The organism is Amycolatopsis sp. VS8301801F10 (genome assembly GCF_046195355.1).
Lineage (GTDB): Bacteria > Actinomycetota > Actinomycetes > Mycobacteriales > Pseudonocardiaceae > Amycolatopsis.
Map to the genome: position 1 here is coordinate 2363804 of NZ_CP176065.1, position 19208 is coordinate 2383011.

The following is a 19208-nucleotide window of genomic DNA, read 5'->3' on the forward strand; positions in this document are numbered from 1 at the left end:
GGTATGTCGTTTGCCATACGGTCGTCAAGAAGACGATAGATGGGTTAGGCTCCCGGCATGGAGCGGATCAATCCCCCCGAGCTGGGCACGCCATCGGGGTTCTCGCACGCGGTGGCGGCACAGGGCCGGCTGGTGTTCCTCGCCGGGCAGACCGCCCTGGACGCGGACAACCGGATCGTCGGCGACGGCGTCGTGGAACAGTTCGAGCGCGCGCTCGGTAACCTGCTCACCGCGTTGCGCGCGGCCGGCGGCGAGCCCGCGGACCTGTGCAGCCTGACCGTCTACATCGTCGACATGGACGACTACAAGGCGCACGCGCGCGAGATCGGCCGCGTGTGGAAACGGCTGGTGGGCGCGGATTACCCGGCGATGGCGGGCATCGGCGTGAACCGGCTGTGGGACGTCGAAGCGCTGGTGGAAGTGCAGGGCTACGCGGTGGTCAACCGCTGAGCACCTGCCGCAGGTGCGTGCGCGCGGCTTCCTCGAGCCGGTCGTGCAGCGTGAAGAACACCTCCGCGGCGCGGATGCCGGACCAGCCCTCGGGCAGCAATTCCGCAGGCAGGCAGGGGTCGAGGTACGGCATCCGCCGCCAGCCGGTGAGCACGCGCAGGTAATCGGCGAACGCTTCGTCGGTGGGCGTCGTGCGGCGGCGTTGCCACCGGCGCAGCGCCGGTTCGTGCTCCTCGAGGAACGCCGTGTACAGCTCGTCCAGCTGGTCGAGGTCCCACCACTCGCGCACCTTCTCGCGCGGATCGCCGAACGCCAGATGCTCGGCGCGGAACACGTCGGCGTACTCGGTGAGCCCGAGTCGCTCCAGCGTGCCGACGGTGACCTCGTACAGGTGCGCCGGCGCGATCCAGACGCCCGAGGACGCGGTGCCGAAACCGAGCCGCGACAGCTGCGTCCGCAGCACGTGCCGTTTGTGCCGTTCGGCTTCCGGCACCGAAAACACCGCGAGCAGCCAGCCGTCGGCGAGCTTCGCGCGGTCGCGGCGGAAGATTCGTTCGTCGCCCTCGCGCAGCAAATCCAGTGCGGTACCGGACAATTCGTACCCGGCGGCTCCGTCGCGGCGCACCGCTTCGAGCACCCCGCGCCGTTTGAGCCGGGAAATCGACGACCGCACGGCGGGCTCGTCGACCCCGACCGCGGCGAGCAGGTCGATCAGCGAGGCGACCGAAAGCCATTCGCCGCCCGCCTGGTGATGCACGCCGTAGACCGACACGATGAGGTGCCGGGGCTGGGCCGCGCGCCCGCCGTCGGCATCGGCTGCTTCCGGTACGGCCGTCACCCGGTCACCATACCGTGCCGTTCGCCGCCAATCCGGCCGCAGCCGCGGCGGGTTTCTCCGCGCACATCGGCCGCGGATCGGCGCCAGGCGAGGGGTAGCATTTCGGGCGCGATGGCGTTTGTGAGCACTGCACCGTTGGTGAGCCGGCTGACCCGCCGCGGACGGCTGATGGCGAAACGCACCTGCGACCGCCGGGGACACGCCTTCGCGTTCGGCCGGTTCCTTTTCCGCACCCCCACCGCCTGGGAGTACGCGGCGGCGGTCGCGGGCGGCAGCGATCCAGCCGCGCAGCGCTGGCTCGGCTGGCTTCCGGAGTCCGTGGTGGCCGAGCCGATGCGCGGCGAGGCGCTGCGCGTCGTCCCCGGGACCGGACCGGACTGGACCACGCCGGACCCGCATTCGGTGGACGTCGTCGCGATCGATCTCGTGGCCGGCCGCTGCGCCGGTCTGGTCAGCGTGCACGCGGGCGAGGACGGCGGCCCGGAAACCGGCGGCTATCTCGCGCCGGGATATCGCGGACAGGGATTCGGCCGCGACCTGTTCGCCGCCGGTCTGGTGCTGGCGCACGAGCATCTCGGGCTTTCGCGGGTGCGCGCGGGCGCGGAGGTCGGCAATGTCGCGAGCGGCCGTTCGCTGGAGGCGGCCGGACTGCGCCGGGTGCCGGGACCGCCGCAGTACACGCTGCCGGACGGGCGGGCCTGCGAGGCCTGGTGGTACCAGCACGACGCGGCGTGGCCGCGGAAATGCGCGGGACCGCAGGCACGGTGGCTAGCCCCCCCCAGGTTGAGTCGTGAGTGCCTATCCCGGTTCTAACCGCGATAGGCACTCACGACCCGTACTCCTCAAACGCCTTCAACGTCCTGATCACCAACGCCCGCTCGCCAGGGCTCAACGGCGCCAACGCCGCCTCCCACGCCTTCGCCCCGCGCGCGAGCCAAGCGTCGACGGCTGGGCGCTTGTCCGCGTGGATGCTCACGATGGTGCGCCGCCGGTCGTCCGGGTCCTCGGTGCGTTCCAGCACGCCCTGCCGGGACAGGTCGCCGATCATCAGACTCGCTGTGGTGGGCGCGATTTCGAGCCGTCCGGCGAGTTCGTTGACCGTCATCGGGCCGTCGAACAGCAGGTAGGCCAGCAGGGACAAATGCCGCGGCGCCAGCGTCACGTCGCCGAGTTCCGGAGGCGGCGGCGTCCGCTTCGCGCGCCCGACGAGGCGGGGCATCAGAAGCAGCAGTTCGCGGACCCCGTCCTCGACGGTCGGGCCGGATTCGATGGCCATGCCGCGACAGTACCTGCGCGTGTGTTGACAGCCCGATTCGCGCGATCCTAGGTTCGTTGTTACATCATCAAACAGGGAGTTTTCCGATGTCGGACTGGAACCAGCAGATCATCGACGAGTTCCGCGCGAACGCGGGCAAGGTCGGCGGCATGTTCGAGGGCAAGAACATGGTGTTGCTCACGCACACCGGCGCGAAAAGCGGCAAACAGCGGGTCAGCCCGCTGGTGTACACCACCGACGGCGACCGGATCGTGATCGCCGCGTCCAAGGGCGGCGCGGACACGAACCCGGACTGGTACCACAATCTCGTCGCGAACCCGTCGGTCACGGTCGAGATCGGCACCGACAAGTTCCCGGCGACGGCGAAGCTCGTGACCGACCGCGCCGAGCGCGACCGGCTGTACGCCAAGATGGTCGAGCACGCGGAGGGTTTCGCGGAGTACGAGAAGAAGACCGAGCGCGTGATCCCGGTCTTCGTTCTCGAACGCTGAGTTGCTAATCCGACCAAAAGTAGGCCGACCCCCCACTTGGCACGTAACCGTTGCCACGAAGCCATTAGGCCGTGACTGTGGTCGGATTAGCAATGATCGGCACAGTCAGCCCAGCGGCTGTCCGTAGACGAAGCTCCGCAACCGTCCAGTCGACATCGGATCCAGCGGAGCGAACAGCTTGGCGTGCGCGGCCTGCACGGTCGCCGCGTCCGGCTCGATCATCGACAGCGCACGCACGGTGTAGCGCGAATCAGCGGTGAAATCCGGCGCGGAGGAGTGCTGGTAGGCGCCGCCGAGCAGGTCGATGATCAGCACAGCGGGAATGGGTGCCTCCGGGCCGGCGTGGTCGAGCACGGTGCTCAGCACGTCGTCCCGGAGCACCGGCAGCACGCGGTTGTCGCCGAGGTACGAGTGCGGGTGCGGCGGTTCCGCGGCGATCTGGCCGGAATCGGTGAACGGCATCGTGGTCAGCGTGTCCTGCAGCGGGCCGAGGGCGCGCAGCGGGGCGACGAGTTCGTCGCCGCCGGTGCCGAGGTAAGCCACGCGAATGTGGGCGATGTGCTTGCCCCGCAACGGTTCCGGCACCATCGGCAGATCCGGGTAGGGCACCATCGCGACCGAGGTGCCGACGGTGTCCGGCAGGTCGGAGGTCCAGTCGCGCCAGGTGCGCAGGACCTCCGGGATCTTGGCGGTGTCGAAGTACAGTCCGCCGCCGTACAGCGTGGTCACCGGCACCAGATCGAACTCCAGCGAGGTCACGATGCCCGCGTCGATCGGGCCGGTCGTGCGCGTGCCGTCGGGCCGGACGATCTCGGCGGAGCGAACGCGGTCGGCGGCCAGGCCGAAGTGCCGGCCGAGGAGGCCGAATCCGCCGCCGAGGGTGTAGCCCACCACGCCGACGCCGGGGGACGAACCGCTCAGCGGCGCGAGCCCGTGTTCCGCGGCGGCGGTGATGACGCTGCCCCAGGTGGTCCCGGCTTCGACGCGAGCCACGGCCCGGTCCGGGTCGATGGTCACGCCGGTCATCCGGCGGGTCGAGATCAGCACGCCTTCGGCCGGTGCGCGCAGCCCGTGCCCGGTGGCCTGCACGGAAACCGGCAGGTCGCGCTCGGCCGCGAGCCGGACCGCGGCGGCGACGTCGTCCGCGCTGGTGGCGGCGACGACCAGTTGCGGGGTGGAGGTGATGCCGGTCTGGAACCCGGCGATCTCTTCGCGGTAACCGGTGTGGTCAGGGGTGAACGTCTGCATGCCTTAAGCGTGCTAGGCCGACGGCGATAAGTCCAAGAGATACTAGTTCCTGTGGCTAGAATTACTGGTTATGGAACTGCATCAGCTCGAGTACTTCGTCGCGGTCGCGGAGGAAGCCAACTTCACGCGCGCGGCGGCCCGGATGCACGTCGCGCAGCCCGGGGTCAGCGCGCAGATCCGGCGGTTGGAACGCGAGCTGGGGCAGCCGTTGTTCGACCGGTCCGGGCGCACGGTCCGGCTCACCGGCGTCGGCGAGGCCGCGCTGCCGCACGCCCGGGCCGCGCTCGCGGCGGTGGCGGCGGTGCGCGAGACGGTCGCGGAGCACGAGGGGCTGGTGCGCGGGCAGGTAGCGATGGGGATGGTGACCTCGCTCGGGCCGGTGGAGTTGCCGGAGTTCCTCGCCGAGTTCGCGGAACGCTATCCGGGCGTGGAAATCACGCTCAGCGAGGCGAATTCCGACCAGATGGTCGAGGCGTTGCGCGAGGGACGGCTGGACGCCGCGGTGATCGGCCTTGCTGACGGCGTGCCCGCCGGGCTGACCGCGCAGATCGTGCTCGACGAGGAGCTGGTCGCGGTCACCTCGCTGCGCGACGAATTCGCCGACCGGGCCTCGCTCACCCTGGCTGAGCTGGCCGAACGGTCGCTGATCTGCCTGCCGAAGGGCACCGGCATGCGCGGCGTGCTGGACCGCGGGTTCGCCGCGGCCGGGCTGCACTCGCGCGTGACGATCGAGGCGAGCGACCCGAACGTGCTGGCCAAGCTCGCGATCCGCGGTCTCGGCGTGGCGCTGGTCCCGGAATCGCTGGCTCGCTACTACGCCGAGGAGTCGCACACCCTGCGGCTGCGGCCGGAGCTGCGCGGGCAGCTGGCGCTGGCGTGGCGGTCCGACGGCCCGGCCGGACCCGCGGCTCGCGTGCTCATCGAGTTCGCCCGGTCGGTGCTTTAGCGAGCGGCGAAGGATACCGACGCCGTCCCGGATTCGCCAAGTAATTCCGGCTGGAATTCCCGAAACGCCGACCCGCCGCTCCCGAACATATCCGCCGCAGTGGGCCGTTCAGGTTATCTTGCCGCGTATTCGCGGGAATTCGTCGTACTGTCGGCAGCGGCCGCGAGTGCGGTCGAAGTCCCGAGAAGACGGAGGTATTTCCGTGAAGCTTGTTCGTCTCGTGCGCAAGGCCCTTCCGAGCAAGAGCCTGAAGTCTTACGCCTGGTACGGCTGGATCTGACCGTCCCGATAAACGGTACCGGCCGGTTCCGGAATTCCCCGGAACCGGCCGGTTGTCCCGCTGAAGAGGAGTTGTGCGTGACCATTCCCGCTGAACGGAACAAAGTGCGGCAGGTGGTATTCGCGCCGCGTCTTCAAGAACTGTTCGACCGTTATCGGGGGACTTCCTTCTTTCGGCTGGAACCGGACACCGTCGGAGTCGCCGGGGCCGAGCTGATGGACGCGCTGCTGCGCAGCCGGCCGGCGAACGCCGAGGAACGGCCGACGTTCAAGCCGGTGCGCGGCCGGGTCGTCACGCGGCCGGAATCGTCGGCGCTGATGCGGGCGGTCGGCGCGGACGTGCGCGCCGCGCTCAAGAAGCCGCTCGGCGACGCCGACCTCACCGGAACCTGGCCCGCCGTACCGCACAACTACCTGCGGGACCTGGTGTTCGGCCGCGAACAGCGGCGGTTCCGGGTCCTCGTCGACCGCCGGCTCGAGCTGACCCCGAAGATCACCTGGGCGGCGGTCGCCGCCGGAGCCGCGCTCTGGGGACGGCCCGCTCCCGAGGTCGCTCTGTCCACTTTGGCGCGGATGGTGCTGGAGGCGGACAGCTACGAGCAGCGCCGGTTCGCGATGTACCTCTACCGGCGCGTGGCCGGACCGGTCTGCTTCACCGTCGCCGCGCTGGTCACGAACGCCCTGTGGCTCAGCTCGCCGCTGGACGACGACGTGCCCACCGAGTACGTGCTCAACGAAGCTCTGCGCCTGCTGCCGCCGTCGTGGAACATCCTGCGCGTGCGTTCGCCGGAGTTCGCCGAGGTGGACGCCCGGATCGGCCCGGGCGACGACGTCCTGCTGCTGCCGCTGCTCAGCCATCGCGACCCCGAACTGTGGGACGCGCCGGACGAGTTCCGGCCGAGCCGCTGGGCCGCGCTCGATCCGGACACCCACCCCGGCTACCTCCCGTTCGGGCACGGCAACGAGCGCTGCTGGGGACGGCATATGGTGCTGCCGCTCGCGGAACGCATTCTCGACCTGGTCCGGCGGGACGGGCTGGTCGTCGATCCGGCGCAGACGCGGGCGCGGGTGCACCTGGACGGGCTGCTGGAGGTTTCGGACGTGCGGGTCGTGCGTGCCTGAGGGCTCTTGACAACGTGTCAACTGAGGCGTTCCCCTGGACGGGTGCTCCAAGACGGCGTGCTCGGCGTCAGCCTGCTCGCGGGCGGCGCGAACGTGATCATGCAGCTGGGCCGGCCCGAGGTCGGGTACGGCGTGCTGGAAAGCCGCGTCGATTCGGGGAACCTCTTCAAGCATCCGCTGAAACGCACGCGCACCACCGTCACCTATCTCGCGGTCGCCGTGCTGGGCACCGACGCCGACCGGGCGGCGTACCGGCGGGCGGTGAACTCGGTGCACGCGCAGGTGTTCTCGACCGAGGCGAGTCCGGTCCGGTACCGCGCCTTCGACCGGGAGCTGCAGCTGTGGGTCGCCGCCTGCCTGGCCCATGGCGTCGAGGACGTGCATCGCGCGTTTCTCGGCCGGCCCGCCCCGGAATCGTGGTACGCCGAGGCCGCGGTGCTGGGCACGACGCTGCAGGTGCGTCCGGAAGACTGGCCGGAGGATTTCGCCGCGTACTGGGCGGACGGACTGGCCCGGGTGGACATCGACGACCGGCTCCGCGAATACCTCACCGCCATCGCGAACCTGGAATTCCTGCCGCGGCCGTTCTCGTTCCTCTTCGGACGGTTCCACCGCTTCGTGACGACCGGATTCCTGCCGGAGGTGTTTCGCGAGCAGATGCGGCTGCCGTGGTCGGCGGCGGACCAGCGCCGGTTCGATCGGCTGATGCGCGGAATCGGCCGAATGGTCGAACCGCTTCCGGTGCGTGTGCGGCGTTTCCCCTATGACGCGTGCCTCGCGGACTTCCGGCGACGGTTGCGCAGGGGGAAACCGCTCGTCTAAGTGGTTGACCGGACTGCCGCGGTGGGCAAGGGTTGGCGTATGGCCAAACCGGATGAGGTGCGCGAAGGGGTTTCCCTGACCAACCTCGACCAGGAGCTGTTCGTCGACGCCGGGGTGACGAAGCGCGACCTCGTCGATTACTTCGACGCCGTTTCGGACCGATTGCTGCCGGTGCTGCGCGACCGTCCGCTGTCGGTGATGCGGGTGCTGCGCGGGCAGGACGCGTTCATGCAGAAAAACCTGCCGAAGTACACGCCGGAATGGGTGCCGCGGGCGAAACTGTGGGCGGAGAGTTCACAGCGGACAGTCACTTACGGCCTGTGCAACGACCGCCGGACGCTGCTGTGGTTCGGCAATCAGCGCGCGGTCGAACTGCATCCGGCGCTGACCCGGGTGGACCCGATCGGCCAGACCGACCTGATCATGGACCTCGACCCGCCCGAGGGCGCGGATTTCCGCGTCGCGGTGGAAGCGGCGCGGCTGGTGCGCCAGGCGTTGGCCGACGTGGGGCTCGCCGGTGCGTTGAAGACCAGCGGGTCGAAAGGCGTGCACGTGTTCGTGCCGCTGGTGCCCGGGCTGTCCTTTGAGGACGTGGCGGCGGCGACCCGGGCGGTCGGCGCGCGGGCGGAACGGATCGATCCGCAGCTGGCGACCACGGCGTTCATCCGGGAAGACCGGCACGGCAAGGTGTTTCTCGATTCGACCCGGGCGGGCGGAGCGACCGTGGCGGCGGTGTACAGCCCGCGGATCCGGCCGGGCGCGCCGGTGTCGTTCCCGGTCCGCTGGGCGGACGCGGACCACGTCAAACCGGCGGATTTCACCGTGAAGACCGCGGTGGAGCTGCTGGGCAGCGCGGATCCGTGGTCGGAGGAACTGCCGGAACCGCAGGAACTTCCGGCGGATCTCGTGGCCGAGGGGCGGACGATCCCGGTCGCCCGGGTCGCGGCGATGCACGAGGGCAAACGCCGGGCCCGGGCGCGCCGGGAATCAGGGGAGAGGGAGTAGATCCTGGTGGTGCACGGTGACTTCGGTGAGTCGCCGGTCTTCGGGCACTGCCAGGCCGGGCTCTTGTTCTCGGGCCGCGGCGATGAATCCGCGGTACCAGGTGTCGATGAGGTCGCGGTGCTCCGGGCCGAGCCGCCACGGGGACGGTCTGGAGTGGACAGTCCAGCCGTGTTTTTCAAACTCCGCCGCGGTGAAGGCGGCGGCGTCCGGGCCTAGCTTCCCGCCCCGGCGTTGGTGGGCGTTGAAGGCATTGTTGAGCGCTTCGTCTTGCGGGTCCGGCGGGGTGAGCTGAGCCGAGCCGGTCACGGACAACGTGAACAACGCTGGGCTTCGCGCGTCCACACAGGACTTCACTAGGCGCTGGATTTCTTCCTGGGTAAGGAGATCCAGCAAAGCGGAAGCTGTCACCAAAGAAGTTCCGGTCAGGTTCAGCCGGGTCACGTCGGCTTGTTCCGTCTCGACGTCGATCTCCGGCGGCAGACCGCGGGCGGCGATCTCCAGCAACCGCGGGTCCTGGTCGTGCAGAATCCACCGCTGCGGTTTCGGAAGACGGCAGCTCAGCCAGCGTCCCATCGCTCCGGTGCCGCAGCCGAGATCCCGGATGACCGCCGGACGGGCCGGGAGCAGGGCGACCAGATCGGCTGCCCGGGCCGCCGAGTCGGCTGGTTCCCGGAGCCGCAGCCATTCCGGTGCGTATCCGGAAGAGTCCACTGTGGTCACAAGGAACGCTCGTATCCGGCCGAAGCGGCGTGGGATTCGTGCAGGGTCACCGAAATCTGCGCCAGTCCGCGCGCGTTCTCGCCGAGTTCCCCGGCGTGGATCCGGTCCGCGAGCCGGTCGGCGATCACCTTGGCGAGGTATTCGGTCGACGTGTTGATCCCGGCGAAATCGGGTTCGTCGTCCAGGTTGCGGTAGTTCAGGTCGGCGAGCACCGCGCCGAGCTGCTGGGTGGCGAGCCCGATGTCGACGACGATGTTGTCCGAGTCCAATTCGGACCGCCGGAACGTCGCGTCGACCACGAACGTCGCGCCGTGCAAACGCTGCGCCGGGCCGAAAACCTCGCCGCGGAAACTGTGGGCGACCATGATGTGATCGCGCACGGTGACACTGAACAACGCGTTTCTCCTTTACCGGTAGGTGATCCGATGCGCCAGTCCGCGCAGGGTTCCGTTCGCTAATCGAGCCGCGACGTCCGGCAATTCGGCGAAGGCGGATTCGCCGGTGATCAGCGCGTCGAACGCCGGGTCCGCGAGCAGCCGCAACGCCAGCGCCATCCGGTCGCCGTACCCGCGCCGAGCCGCGCGCGCCGGCGAGACGGTGCCGACCTGGCTGCCGCGCACGGTGAGCCGTCGCGAGTGGAAGTTCTCGCCGAGCGGCACCGACACCTGACGATCGCCGTACCAGCTCAGCTCGACCACCGTGCCCTCGTGGCCGAGCAGTTCCAGCGAGCGCGCGAGCCCGGCGTCGGTCGCGCTGGCGTGCACGACGAGGTCGAGGTCGCCGCTAGCGGTTTCCGGGGTGGCGTAACGGATGCCGAACGCCTCGGCGACCTCCGCGCGGTCCAGGTCGGGGTCGACGAGCTGGACGTCCACGCCGGGAAACCGGGACAGCAGCCGCGCGACACTGCAGCCGACCATCCCCGCCCCGACCACCGCGATCCGGTCGCCGACCAGCGGCGCCGCGTCCCAGAGCGCGTTCACCGCGGTCTCGACAGTCCCGGCGAGCACCGCCCGCGCGGCGGGAACGTCATCGGGAACCACGGTGACCGCCGAGGCGGGCACGACGTACTCGGTCTGATGCGGATAGAGGCAGAACACCGTGCGGCCGGTCAGCTCCGGCGGTCCGGAAAGGACCTCGCCGACGTTCAAGTAGCCGTACTTGACCGGCCACGGAAAGTCGCCCTCCTGATACGGCGCGCGCATGGCCTCCTGTTGGCTCGCCGGCACCCCGCCGCGCAGCACCAGGCTTTCGGTGCCGCGGCTCAGCGCCGAAAATCGCGTCCGGACCAGCACTTCGTCGGCTTGTGGAGCAGCCAGTTCGGCCGATCGGAGCTCCCCGCCCTCGGCCGAAGTGAACCAGAAGGCCTGCGCCGCCCGTGTCAAGGTTGTCCTCCGTTGCTGCCGGATCGAGGAGAAATGACTGTCTCCACCTGTACACGAACCCCGGCCGAGCTGGGTTCAACCGTCGTCCAGCAGGCCCCCGCGCTGCTGGCGCAACTCGCGCTGCTCACCCTGCTGACGGCGACGGCCGGCCTCGGCCCCGCCGGATGGGCGGCCGGCGTGGCCTACCTGCTCGGCCTGCTGGTGCTGCTCACCCAGGGCGCCTGGCGGATCCGGGTGTACCGGCTGGGCCCGGCCGACCAGGTGACCCTCGCCCGAGCGGCCCTGATCGGCAGCGTGACCGCCCTGGTCGCCGACCGCCTGGGCGGGCACCCGCCGCTGGCCCTGCTCGTCCCTCTCGCCGGGGTCGCGCTGGCCTTGGACGCGCTCGACGGCTACGTCGCCCGTCGCACCGGAACCGTCTCCGCGCTGGGCGCCCGGTTCGACATGGAAGCGGACGCCTTCCTGATCCTCGTGCTGAGCGTCCTGGTCGCCACGACGGCCGGCCCGTGGGTCCTGGCGATCGGCCTGATGCGCTACGCGTTCGTCGCCGCGGCGCGACTGTGGCCCTGGCTCCGGGCCCCGCTGCGCCCGAGCAAGGCCCGGAAGGCAGTGGCGGCTCTGCAGGGAATCGCCCTGACCGCCGCCGCGGCCGGAGTCGCGCCGGTGGCCTTGGCCGGGATCGCGGTGACGACACTGAGCTGGTCATTCGGACGGGACGGGTGGTGGCTGTACCGGAACCGGGCTTCCTAGAGCGCGCCACGATTCTTCCGACTCCGGGGTTTCGGTGCCGGAAATCGTGGTTTCCCGTGGCCGTGACTGTTGATTCCGCAGTACAGAACAGGGCCAGCCGTTGACCCGCGCAGCGTGACTACCGCAGGTCAAACGGCTGGCCCCGGGATGAGGTATCGGCCCCCCTCAGGCTGATCGCCAACCTCCTAATGCCCACCATAGCGGTGCCGGAATATCCCCGCTTAACCCGTCCGGGGTTCACCCGTCCGCAGTTTTGCCCGCAATATCTGGCGCGGGGCCAATAGCGCCGGTAATTGCTCTCAGCTCTTCGCGCTCAACTGCCACGACACGCCCCACCGGTCGTTGACCCAAGCGAACGGGCCGAAGCCGTAGTCGTCCAGCGGCATCAGCGTCCCGCCGCCCTCGCCGAGCGCTTCGTAGACCCGCTTGAGTTCGTCGGTCGAGTCGACGGTGACGAACAGCGAGGTCGAGGGCGTGAAGTCGAAGCCGTGCTTGATGAAGCTGTCGCTGCACCGCACCCGCTGCCCGGCGACGGTGAACTCGGCCATCACGATCGTCCCCTCCGGACCAGGGCCGTCGGCGCCGTAACGCTCCTCGGACAGCACGGAGTCGCCGGGAAAGAGCGAGGTGTAGAACGCCATCGCCTCGGCGGCGTCGCGCTTCTGGAACATCAGGAACGGGACGAGGTCGGTCATCGCACTGCCCTTTCGCAGGTTGAGGTCAGGTCCGAACGTCGCATTGACAAGAAGTTTTGTCAAGCGCGGCACGACGCGGGCGAACCCGAATGAGTGCCGGTTGCCGCGGCGCGGGTGCTCAGGTGGCCGTGGGTCGGATGACTCCTGGTCGAGGAGTTCGGGCAGGGTCGGCAGGTCGCCGAAGATTCCGGCTTCCCTGCAGGCGCGCCGCCGCGGTGGGATGCCGGGCGTGGGCGAGTGCGGAAAGTCGTTCCCGGTTCACCCGCGGGTCGCGAACCGCGCGGCTTGGTTACGAGCGCGTGCGCATTGATGCCCTCGGGGCGGTGCCGAGCACGCGAGCGGCGACCCAGGCCAGGCCGTCGGCGGTTTCGGCGGGCGTGCCCGACGGCTGCATCACGTGGCTGAGCACGGTGCGCACGATCAGGTCCATGACCACGGTGAGCTGGCCTTCGTCGAGTGGCGGCGCGTAGCTGTGGACCCGGCCGCGCAGGACGGCTTTCGCTTCGGTGAGCAGGGTGCCGGCGCGGGTGGTCAGCAGCGGGAGGAATTCGGTGTCGGTGCCGTGGGTCGCGGAGGCGATGGCGCGCAGCAGGATGTTGTCGTCGGCCAGTTCGAGGACCGAGCGGACGGCGTCGTAGATCGCCTCGACCAGGTCGTCCGGATTCCGGTCGAACGCGGTGCTCACGACGGCGAGGAACCGGCGCAGTTCGTGCGAGATCATCGCCTCGGCGAGCGCGGTTTTCGAGCCGATCTCGTTGTAGACGGTCTGCCTGCTCACCCCGACCAGCTCGGCGAGCCGGGCCATGGTGACCGCCGACCAGCCGGATTTCGCGGTGAGTTCGATGGCGGCGGTGATGATGGGCTGCCGGTACTGGCCGCCCGCGGGCACCGGAAGCACGCTCATGACCGTCATTCTAGGCGGCCGTTTCCAGCGCGAAGGCGACCGCCTCGGACCACGGCGACCGCGCGGCGATCCGCTTGCGGTACTTCATGATGTCGCGCGGCCGGTCGATGGTGAACGCGCCGACGAGCCGATCCCCGCGCCGGTACAGCGCGGTGAAGCCGTGCTCGGCCGGGACCGCGACGACGACCTCGTCCGCGCGCGGGGTCCCGACGAACTGGATGCGATGCGAGTACCAATCGGACCAGAAGTACGGCACGGCGCTGAACATCCGTGCGCTCGCGGGGTCCAGCGCGTGCCGAGCCGCGGCCGCACCCTGCTCGGCCGCGTTCGTCCAGTGTTCCAGCCGCATCAGCTCGCCGTCGAACAGCGCGTTCGCCACGTGCGCTACATCGCCGGCCGCGTAGACGCCGTGCGCGGCGGCGAGGGTGCCGTCGCAGACGATGCCGCCGTCGCGTTCGTGCAGCAGGAGTCCGCTGTCGCGCAGCCAATCGGTGGCCGGGACCGCGCCGATTCCCGCGACGACCAGGTCAGCCGGGAGGGTTTCACCGGTCGACAGCTGGACGCCGGTCACCGCGCCGTCTTTCGTCGCGAAGCCGGTGACCCTGGTGCCCAGCCGGAGCTCGGTGCCTGCCGCACGGTGCAGATCCGCGCAGACCTCCCCGACCTCGGGGCCGATCGCACGCACCAGGGGCGTGTCCAAGGTTTCCACAATGGATACTGGCAACCCGCGTTTGCGGGCGGCGGAGGCGACTTCCGAGCCGATGAAACCGGCACCGATGACGACTGTCCTAGCACCACTGTCCAAAGCGGACCGGATCGCGAGTGCGTCGTCCGCGGTGCGCAGCGAGTGAATGCCGGAGATCTCCGCGGTTCCGGGAAGAACTCGGGCGGCGGCTCCGGTCGCGATGACAGCGGCGTCGTATGGGACCACAGAGTCGCCGAGGTGGATCTCCCGCGCGATCGGGTCGAGCCCGGTCGCGGGAGTGCCCAGCCGGAGTTCGACACCGAGTTCGCGCAGGTCGTCCGCGCGGAGAAACGGTTCCACCGCAGCCGGCCCGTCCGCCGCGAGGAATCCCTTCGACAGCGGCGGCCGATCATAAGGCAGATGCTCCTCCGCGCCAATCAGCACGATCCGGCCGTCGTATCCGGTCCGCCGCGCCGATTCGACCGCTCGCAGTCCCGCCAGCGACGCGCCGACCACCGCGAGCGTCATGAGACCAGTTTCAACGCGAGCACCGGGCAGGCGTCGACCGCCGCCGCGAGGTCGGTCCGGTGCTCCTCGCCGGGGCTCTCGTCGAGCACGACGACCGTGCCCTCGTCGCCCACCTCGAAGAAGTCCGGTGCCATCGCTTCACACATGCCCAGGCCGTCGCACTTGTGCAAATCCGCTTCGATCCGCATCACACACTCATCCTTCCGGGAGCAACGAAGTCGACCTTTTCCCTTACGCCGCAATCAGGACAGCACCAGTTGTCCGGAATGGACGACCACGGCGTACCAGCCGGGAAGCCTTCGCGCGGGTCGCCGCGCTGCTCGTCGTAGACGTATCCGCACCCGGGGCACATCCCGCCTTCGCTGGCGTCGCCGCGCACGTCGTCCAGTACGGCCACCGGTGCCGGGGCGGAAGTGCCATACCGGGCAAGGACTTTCTCCCGCTTCGAGGGCTGGATGTTCGCCCGGCTGATGTCGCCGTCGAAGTGGTTGAGCACCCGCTGGTCCATCACGCGCCGCCACAGCGGCGGGAACAGTGCGAGCACGATCATCCCGGCGTACCCGGTCGGCAGCACCGGAGATTCGGCGAAGTCGCGCAGTGTCTGGTAGCGGCGCGTCGGGTTGGCGTGGTGATCGCTGTGCCGCTGCAGGTGATACAGCAGGACGTTGGTCGCGATGTTGTTGGAATTCCAGCTGTGGCTGGGATCCACGCGCTCGTACCGGCGGCGCTCCGGCGGCCCGACCTTCTGCCGCAGCATCCCGTAATGCTCCATGTAGTTCACGACTTCCAGCAGCGAGAACCCGATCACCGCCTGGATCGCCAGGTACGGCAGGATTCCGACGCCGAGCCACGCCACCATCGCGACCCACAGCACGGCGGACATCAGCCACGCGTTGAGCACGTCGTTGCCGATCCGGAACGGATGCTTGTTCCGGCGGGCGTAACGCTTGCGCTCCAGCCCCCACGCGGATTTCAGCGAACCGAACACGGTGCGCGGCCAGAACCGGTAGAAGCTTTCGCCGACGCGGCTCGACGCCGGGTCCTCCGGAGTCGCGACGCGTACGTGGTGCCCGCGGTTGTGCTCGATGTAGAAGTGCCCGTAGAAGCTTTGCGCCAGCGCGATTTTCGACAGCCAGCGCTCGTGGCTTTCCTTCTTGTGGCCCAGTTCGTGCGCGGTGTTGATGCCGATCCCGCCGATGCAGCCGATCGAGATCGCCAGTCCGATTTTGTCCACAACGGACAGATCGCCGCGCGCGATCAGCCAGAACGCGAAGACGAACCCGACGTACTGGATCGGCAGGAACAGGTAGGTGATCCACCGGTAGTACCGGTCCTGTTCGAGCCGTTCGATCACGTCGTCCGGCGGATTGCTCCGGTCGAGGCCGGCGACCAGGTCGATCGCGGGCACGATCGCCAGGATCACGATCGGCCCGATCCAGAACCAGACGCCCCAGCCGGTCGCGGCGTGCAGGCCGATCGCGAGGAACGCGAGCGACGGCACGACTAGCCCGATCAGCCACAGGTACCGCTTCTTGTCGGTCCAGCGTTCGGTCGACCCCAGCGGCACTGTGCCGGTCATCTCGCTCATCGCGCCCTCCTCCGTTGGCTGGCTTTACACGAAGGTAAGACATGTACACGGTGGTTGACAAGAGTAGAGCAAATGTAAAGTCGTCCCGATGGGGTGAACCCGCAGGTCAGGGCTTCAGCCGAGGTCAGTCGGGGACGCGGGCGTGCCGCAGCACCTCGACCACCGGATCCAGCCGGGTGTCGGCGGTGCGCCGGAGCAGGAACGTGGTCAGCGTGGCGGCCAGGTCGTCGATTGGCAGGACCGCGCATTCGTTGGGGTCCAGCGCCAGCGCGGTCGCGGATTCGACCGGCGCGAGGGTGAAGCTCTTGGTGCTGCGCAAGAAGATCAACAGTCCGCTGACGTCGGAGAACTGTGCCTCCGGATCGACCAGCACGCCCTTGGCGGCGAGCTGCTCGGCGCGCCGGGAGCCGAGATCCCAGTGCCGCGGGCCCTGCAGGTACTGGAATCCGCGCAGGTCGGCGAGGGTCAGCGAGGTGCGGCCGGGGAAGCGGGACGCGTCCACCACGGCGCCGAGCGGTTCGCGGTACAGGACGATGGTGGACAGCCGGTCGTCGGAAGTGCCCAGATGCGACACGGCGAGGTCGATCGAGCTGCTGAGCAGGGCCGATTCCATCTCGAGCGACGGCATCTGCCGCAGGGTGAACCGGTAGGAGCCGTCGAGCGCGCGGATCGATTCGCTGAGCTGGCGGCGGTGCGCGGGGTTGAGCACGTCCGGGATGGCGAGCCGGACGTCGGCGCGCTGGTCGCGGGTGCGCATCCGGGCCGGAATGGCGTCGAAGCCCGAAACGACCGCTTCGGCGAGCGGCAGCAGCGCCTCGCCCGCCTCGGACAGTCGCGTGTGGTGGGTGGAGCGGTCGAACAGCGGCTCGCCCAGCTCGCGTTCGAGATCGCGAATGCGCTGGCTGAGCGGGGGCACGGACATGTTCAGCGACCGCGCGGCGCGGGTGAAGTTCAGCTCGCGCGCGACCGCGAGGAAGTACCGCAGGTGGTGGATCTCCACACCGCGCAGCGTACCCACGGTGTTATCACCGTGGTCATACCGATCTGATGCACTCGGTCATTCCCTTCTGGTGAGCAAGCGCTTAGCGTCAGTGGTGAAGCCAAAGATCGTCAACGGGAGGACCGCGAAGATGCCTGACGAAGCCACCGGACCGCTCTCCGGAGTGAAGGTGCTCGACCTGTCGTCCGCGGTGATGGGCCCGTACGCCACGCAGATCCTCGGCGACTTCGGCGCCGACGTGATCCGGGTCGAACCGCTGCGCGACGTCGCCCGGCACTCGCCGGCCAACACCGGCCGCACGCCCGGGATGGCCCCGCTGTACATGCAGGTCAACCAGAACAAACGCAGTATCGAACTCGACCTCAAGGACCCGGCCGGCCGCGAAGACCTCTTCGCCCTGCTCGCCGACGCCGACGTCCTCGTCACCAACATGCGCGCCGCCGCCCTCGACCGGCTCGGCCTCGGCTACGAGCAGCTGCGCGACCGCTTCCCCCGGCTTGTCTACGCCCACGCGCAGGGCTTCGCGCCCGGCTCGTCGCGCGCCAACCGGCCCGCCTACGACGAGGTCATCCAGGCCACGTCCGGCCTGGTCAGCCTGCAGGACCGGGCGGGCGGCACGCTGCAGTTCGTCCCGACCTTCATCGCCGACAAGACCGCCGCGTTGTACCTGCTCAGCGGCGTGCTGGCCGCGCTTTTCGAACAGCAGCGCACCGGCAAGGGCCAGCAGGTCGAACTGGCGATGGCGGACGCGATGATCGCGGTCAACCTGGTCGAGCACCTGGCGGGCGACGTTTTCGTCCCGGCCGCCGGCGACGTCGGCAACCCGCTTTCGCTCAGCGACACGCACGCGGCCATGCGCACGGCCGACGGCGGCGCGATCGCCGCGGTGCCTTACACCAACGAGGCCGTGCGGACGCTGCTGATCGGCGCCGGCCTCGAAGACGCCGCGGCCGATCCGGCCTGGGACTCCCCGGTGATCGACCGGGAGATTTTCACCGCGGGGGTGGAGAAGGTGCTCGCCAACTCCACCAGCCGCACCACCGCGGAGTGGGAGGAGTACCTGACCGCCCACGACGTTCCGTACGCCGTCGTCGTCGACATCGCCGACCTGCCGACCGACCCGTACGTTCAGGAAGTAGGGCTGATCACCGAGCGGGAACACCCGACCGAGGGCACGATCCGCGTCGTGGAAAGCCCGCTGCATTTCTCGCGGACCCCGGCCGGGTTCCGCAGGCACGCCGAACGCGCCGGAGCGAGCACCGCCGAAGTCGTCGGAGCCGTACGCACCACTGAAGGGGTTTGATCGATGGATCTCGAACTGTCTAAAGAGGACCTCGCGTTCCGAGACGGATTGCGGGAGGTGTTCCTCGGCGCGATTCCGGAGGAAATCCGCAAGCGCAGCGCGCTCGGCCTGATCACGCGCGACGACATCGTCACGAGCCAGCGGATCCTGAACGAGCACGGCCTGGCGGTGCCGCACTGGCCGGTCGAATGGGGCGGTCGCGATTGGACTCCGACCCAGTCCCACATCTACGCCTCCGAACTGCAGCGCAACGCGGTTCCGCAGCCGCTCGCGTTCAACGCGAGCATGGTCGGCCCGATCATCGCCGAGTTCGGCAGCGAGGAACAGAAGAAGAAGTTCCTCCCGGCCACCGCGAATCTCGACATCTGGTGGTCGCAGGGCTTCTCCGAGCCGGAGGCCGGTTCGGACCTCGCCGGACTGCGCACCACCGCGCGCCTCGAAGGCGACCACTACGTCCTCAATGGACAGAAGACCTGGACCACGCTCGGCCAGTACGGCGACTGGATGTTCGTGCTCGCCCGGACCAACCCGGACGCGCCGCGCAAGCAGCAGGGCCTGTCGTTCCTGCTGCTGGACCTGAACACGCCGGGCATCGAGCGCCGTCCGATCAAGCTGGTCGACGGGTCCGCCGAGGTCAACGAGTTCTTCTTCGACAACGTGGTGATCCCGGCGGAGAACCTGGTCGGCGAGGAGAACAAGGGCTGGACGTACGCGAAGTTCCTGCTCGGCAACGAGCGCAACGGCATCGCCCAGGTCGGCACCGGGCAGCGGATTTTCGCCGACCTCGCCGCCGCGGCCGCGGAACTGCCCACTGAGGACGGTCCGCTCGCCGACGACGCGGAATTCCGCGCCGCGATGCACACCGCGAAGACCACGCTGCTCGCGCTGGAGGCGACCCAGATGCGGGTCACCGCCGCTTCGGAAAACGGCCAGCCGAGCCCGGTGTCGTCGCTGCTCAAGATGGAGGGCACGCAGGCCCTGCAGGCGCTCACGAAGCTGCGCATGCGCGCGGCCGGTTCCGACGGCATGCTGCTGGACACCGAATCCCCGGTGCGGGCCGACGAGGCCGCGGTGGTCGCCGCGGCGCAGTACCTGAACCAGCGGAAGCTGTCGATTTTCGGCGGCTCCAACGAAATCCAGCGCGGCGTCATCGCGAAGACGATCCTCGGTCTGTAA

23 protein-coding genes are annotated in these 19208 nt (G+C 69.2%); 11 read left to right on the forward strand and 12 right to left on the reverse strand.

Annotated features, from left to right (window positions below; genetic code table 11):
- The first annotated feature begins 57 nt into the window (after positions 1-57).
- The gene (locus tag F9C11_RS11455) at positions 58-450 is read left to right on the forward strand and encodes a RidA family protein (RefSeq protein WP_409184838.1); all 393 of its coding nucleotides are present in this window, start codon (positions 58-60) and stop codon (positions 448-450) included.
- Here F9C11_RS11455 and F9C11_RS11460 read toward each other — a convergent pair.
- Positions 440-1288, reverse strand: coding sequence for a PaaX family transcriptional regulator C-terminal domain-containing protein (locus F9C11_RS11460; protein ID WP_409184839.1), 849 nt, complete (start codon positions 1286-1288; stop codon positions 440-442). The genes F9C11_RS11455 and F9C11_RS11460 overlap by 11 nt on opposite strands.
- Positions 1289-1399: 111 nt before the next feature.
- Between F9C11_RS11460 and F9C11_RS11465 the strand changes: the two genes are divergently transcribed.
- Positions 1400-2101, forward strand: coding sequence for a GNAT family N-acetyltransferase (locus F9C11_RS11465; protein WP_409184840.1), 702 nt, complete (start codon positions 1400-1402; stop codon positions 2099-2101).
- Between the two features lie 13 nt (positions 2102-2114).
- On the opposite strand, the gene F9C11_RS11470 is transcribed toward F9C11_RS11465, so the two are convergent.
- Positions 2115-2564, reverse strand: coding sequence for a MarR family winged helix-turn-helix transcriptional regulator (locus F9C11_RS11470; protein WP_409184841.1), 450 nt, complete (start codon positions 2562-2564; stop codon positions 2115-2117).
- An 86-nt stretch (positions 2565-2650) separates the two neighbouring features.
- Here F9C11_RS11470 and F9C11_RS11475 point away from each other — a divergent pair, with 86 nt between their 5' ends.
- Positions 2651-3055, forward strand: a complete 405-nt coding sequence (locus F9C11_RS11475) for a nitroreductase family deazaflavin-dependent oxidoreductase (protein WP_409184842.1) — start codon at positions 2651-2653, stop codon at positions 3053-3055.
- Positions 3056-3160: 105 nt separating this feature from the next.
- On the opposite strand, the gene F9C11_RS11480 is transcribed toward F9C11_RS11475, so the two are convergent.
- Positions 3161-4303: an FAD-binding oxidoreductase gene (locus tag F9C11_RS11480; RefSeq protein ID WP_409184843.1), complete on the reverse strand. Its 1143-nt coding sequence runs from the start codon at positions 4301-4303 to the stop codon at positions 3161-3163.
- 70 nt (positions 4304-4373) lie between these two features.
- Here F9C11_RS11480 and F9C11_RS11485 point away from each other — a divergent pair, with 70 nt between their 5' ends.
- The 5 genes from F9C11_RS11485 to F9C11_RS11505 all read left to right on the forward strand — a co-directional run bounded on the left by F9C11_RS11485 (position 4374) and on the right by F9C11_RS11505 (position 8477).
- On the forward strand, positions 4374-5249 hold the full coding sequence (locus F9C11_RS11485; RefSeq protein ID WP_409184844.1) for a LysR family transcriptional regulator: 876 nt from the start codon (positions 4374-4376) through the stop codon (positions 5247-5249).
- A gap of 202 nt (positions 5250-5451) precedes the next feature.
- Positions 5452-5529: a tryptorubin family RiPP precursor gene (locus tag F9C11_RS11490; RefSeq protein WP_350539724.1), complete on the forward strand. Its 78-nt coding sequence runs from the start codon at positions 5452-5454 to the stop codon at positions 5527-5529.
- A 77-nt stretch (positions 5530-5606) separates the two neighbouring features.
- Entirely contained in the window at positions 5607-6650 is a 1044-nt protein-coding gene (locus F9C11_RS11495; RefSeq protein WP_409184845.1) for a cytochrome P450, read from the forward strand.
- A gap of 42 nt (positions 6651-6692) precedes the next feature.
- Entirely contained in the window at positions 6693-7472 is a 780-nt protein-coding gene (locus F9C11_RS11500; protein ID WP_409184846.1) for an oxygenase MpaB family protein, read from the forward strand.
- 39 nt (positions 7473-7511) lie between these two features.
- Positions 7512-8477 (forward strand): DNA polymerase domain-containing protein, encoded by a 966-nt coding sequence (locus F9C11_RS11505; protein ID WP_409184847.1) that lies wholly within the window; start codon positions 7512-7514, stop codon positions 8475-8477.
- Here the strand turns inward: F9C11_RS11505 and F9C11_RS11510 are convergent.
- From F9C11_RS11510 to F9C11_RS11520, 3 genes are read right to left on the reverse strand one after another with little or no spacing between them, the layout of a single operon-like run.
- On the reverse strand, positions 8460-9197 hold the full coding sequence (locus F9C11_RS11510) for a class I SAM-dependent methyltransferase (RefSeq protein ID WP_409184848.1): 738 nt from the start codon (positions 9195-9197) through the stop codon (positions 8460-8462). The genes F9C11_RS11505 and F9C11_RS11510 overlap by 18 nt on opposite strands.
- Entirely contained in the window at positions 9194-9592 is a 399-nt protein-coding gene (locus F9C11_RS11515) for a 6-carboxytetrahydropterin synthase (protein WP_037811036.1), read from the reverse strand. The genes F9C11_RS11510 and F9C11_RS11515 overlap by 4 nt, the downstream gene beginning before the upstream one ends.
- Positions 9593-9604: 12 nt before the next feature.
- Positions 9605-10579 (reverse strand): zinc-dependent alcohol dehydrogenase, encoded by a 975-nt coding sequence (locus F9C11_RS11520; RefSeq protein WP_409184849.1) that lies wholly within the window; start codon positions 10577-10579, stop codon positions 9605-9607.
- Between the two features lie 33 nt (positions 10580-10612).
- On the opposite strand from F9C11_RS11520, the gene F9C11_RS11525 reads away from it, so the two are divergent.
- Positions 10613-11329, forward strand: a complete 717-nt coding sequence (locus tag F9C11_RS11525) for a CDP-alcohol phosphatidyltransferase family protein (protein ID WP_409184850.1) — start codon at positions 10613-10615, stop codon at positions 11327-11329.
- A 299-nt stretch (positions 11330-11628) separates the two neighbouring features.
- Here F9C11_RS11525 and F9C11_RS11530 read toward each other — a convergent pair whose 3' ends face one another.
- The 6 genes from F9C11_RS11530 to F9C11_RS11555 all read right to left on the reverse strand — a co-directional run bounded on the left by F9C11_RS11530 (position 11629) and on the right by F9C11_RS11555 (position 16729).
- Positions 11629-12024, reverse strand: coding sequence for a VOC family protein (locus F9C11_RS11530; protein WP_409184851.1), 396 nt, complete (start codon positions 12022-12024; stop codon positions 11629-11631).
- Between the two features lie 289 nt (positions 12025-12313).
- Positions 12314-12937 carry a TetR family transcriptional regulator gene (locus F9C11_RS11535; protein WP_409184852.1) on the reverse strand — a complete coding sequence of 208 codons (624 nt, stop codon included), beginning with the start codon at positions 12935-12937 and terminating at the stop codon, positions 12314-12316.
- 1 nt (position 12938) lies between these two features.
- Positions 12939-14141, reverse strand: a complete 1203-nt coding sequence (locus F9C11_RS11540) for an NAD(P)/FAD-dependent oxidoreductase (RefSeq protein WP_409184853.1) — start codon at positions 14139-14141, stop codon at positions 12939-12941.
- Positions 14138-14329 (reverse strand): ferredoxin, encoded by a 192-nt coding sequence (locus F9C11_RS11545; RefSeq protein ID WP_409184854.1) that lies wholly within the window; start codon positions 14327-14329, stop codon positions 14138-14140. Before F9C11_RS11545 ends, F9C11_RS11540 begins: the two co-directional genes overlap by 4 nt.
- Positions 14329-15729, reverse strand: coding sequence for a fatty acid desaturase (locus F9C11_RS11550; RefSeq protein ID WP_409184855.1), 1401 nt, complete (start codon positions 15727-15729; stop codon positions 14329-14331). Before F9C11_RS11550 ends, F9C11_RS11545 begins: the two co-directional genes overlap by 1 nt.
- A gap of 124 nt (positions 15730-15853) precedes the next feature.
- Positions 15854-16729 carry a LysR family transcriptional regulator gene (locus F9C11_RS11555; RefSeq protein ID WP_409184856.1) on the reverse strand — a complete coding sequence of 292 codons (876 nt, stop codon included), beginning with the start codon at positions 16727-16729 and terminating at the stop codon, positions 15854-15856.
- 130 nt (positions 16730-16859) lie between these two features.
- Here F9C11_RS11555 and F9C11_RS11560 point away from each other — a divergent pair, with 130 nt between their 5' ends.
- Together F9C11_RS11560 and F9C11_RS11565 are read left to right on the forward strand one after the other, a co-directional pair.
- Positions 16860-18032 (forward strand): CaiB/BaiF CoA transferase family protein, encoded by a 1173-nt coding sequence (locus F9C11_RS11560; RefSeq protein WP_409184857.1) that lies wholly within the window; start codon positions 16860-16862, stop codon positions 18030-18032.
- A gap of 3 nt (positions 18033-18035) precedes the next feature.
- Positions 18036-19208 carry an acyl-CoA dehydrogenase family protein gene (locus F9C11_RS11565; RefSeq protein WP_409184858.1) on the forward strand — a complete coding sequence of 391 codons (1173 nt, stop codon included), beginning with the start codon at positions 18036-18038 and terminating at the stop codon, positions 19206-19208.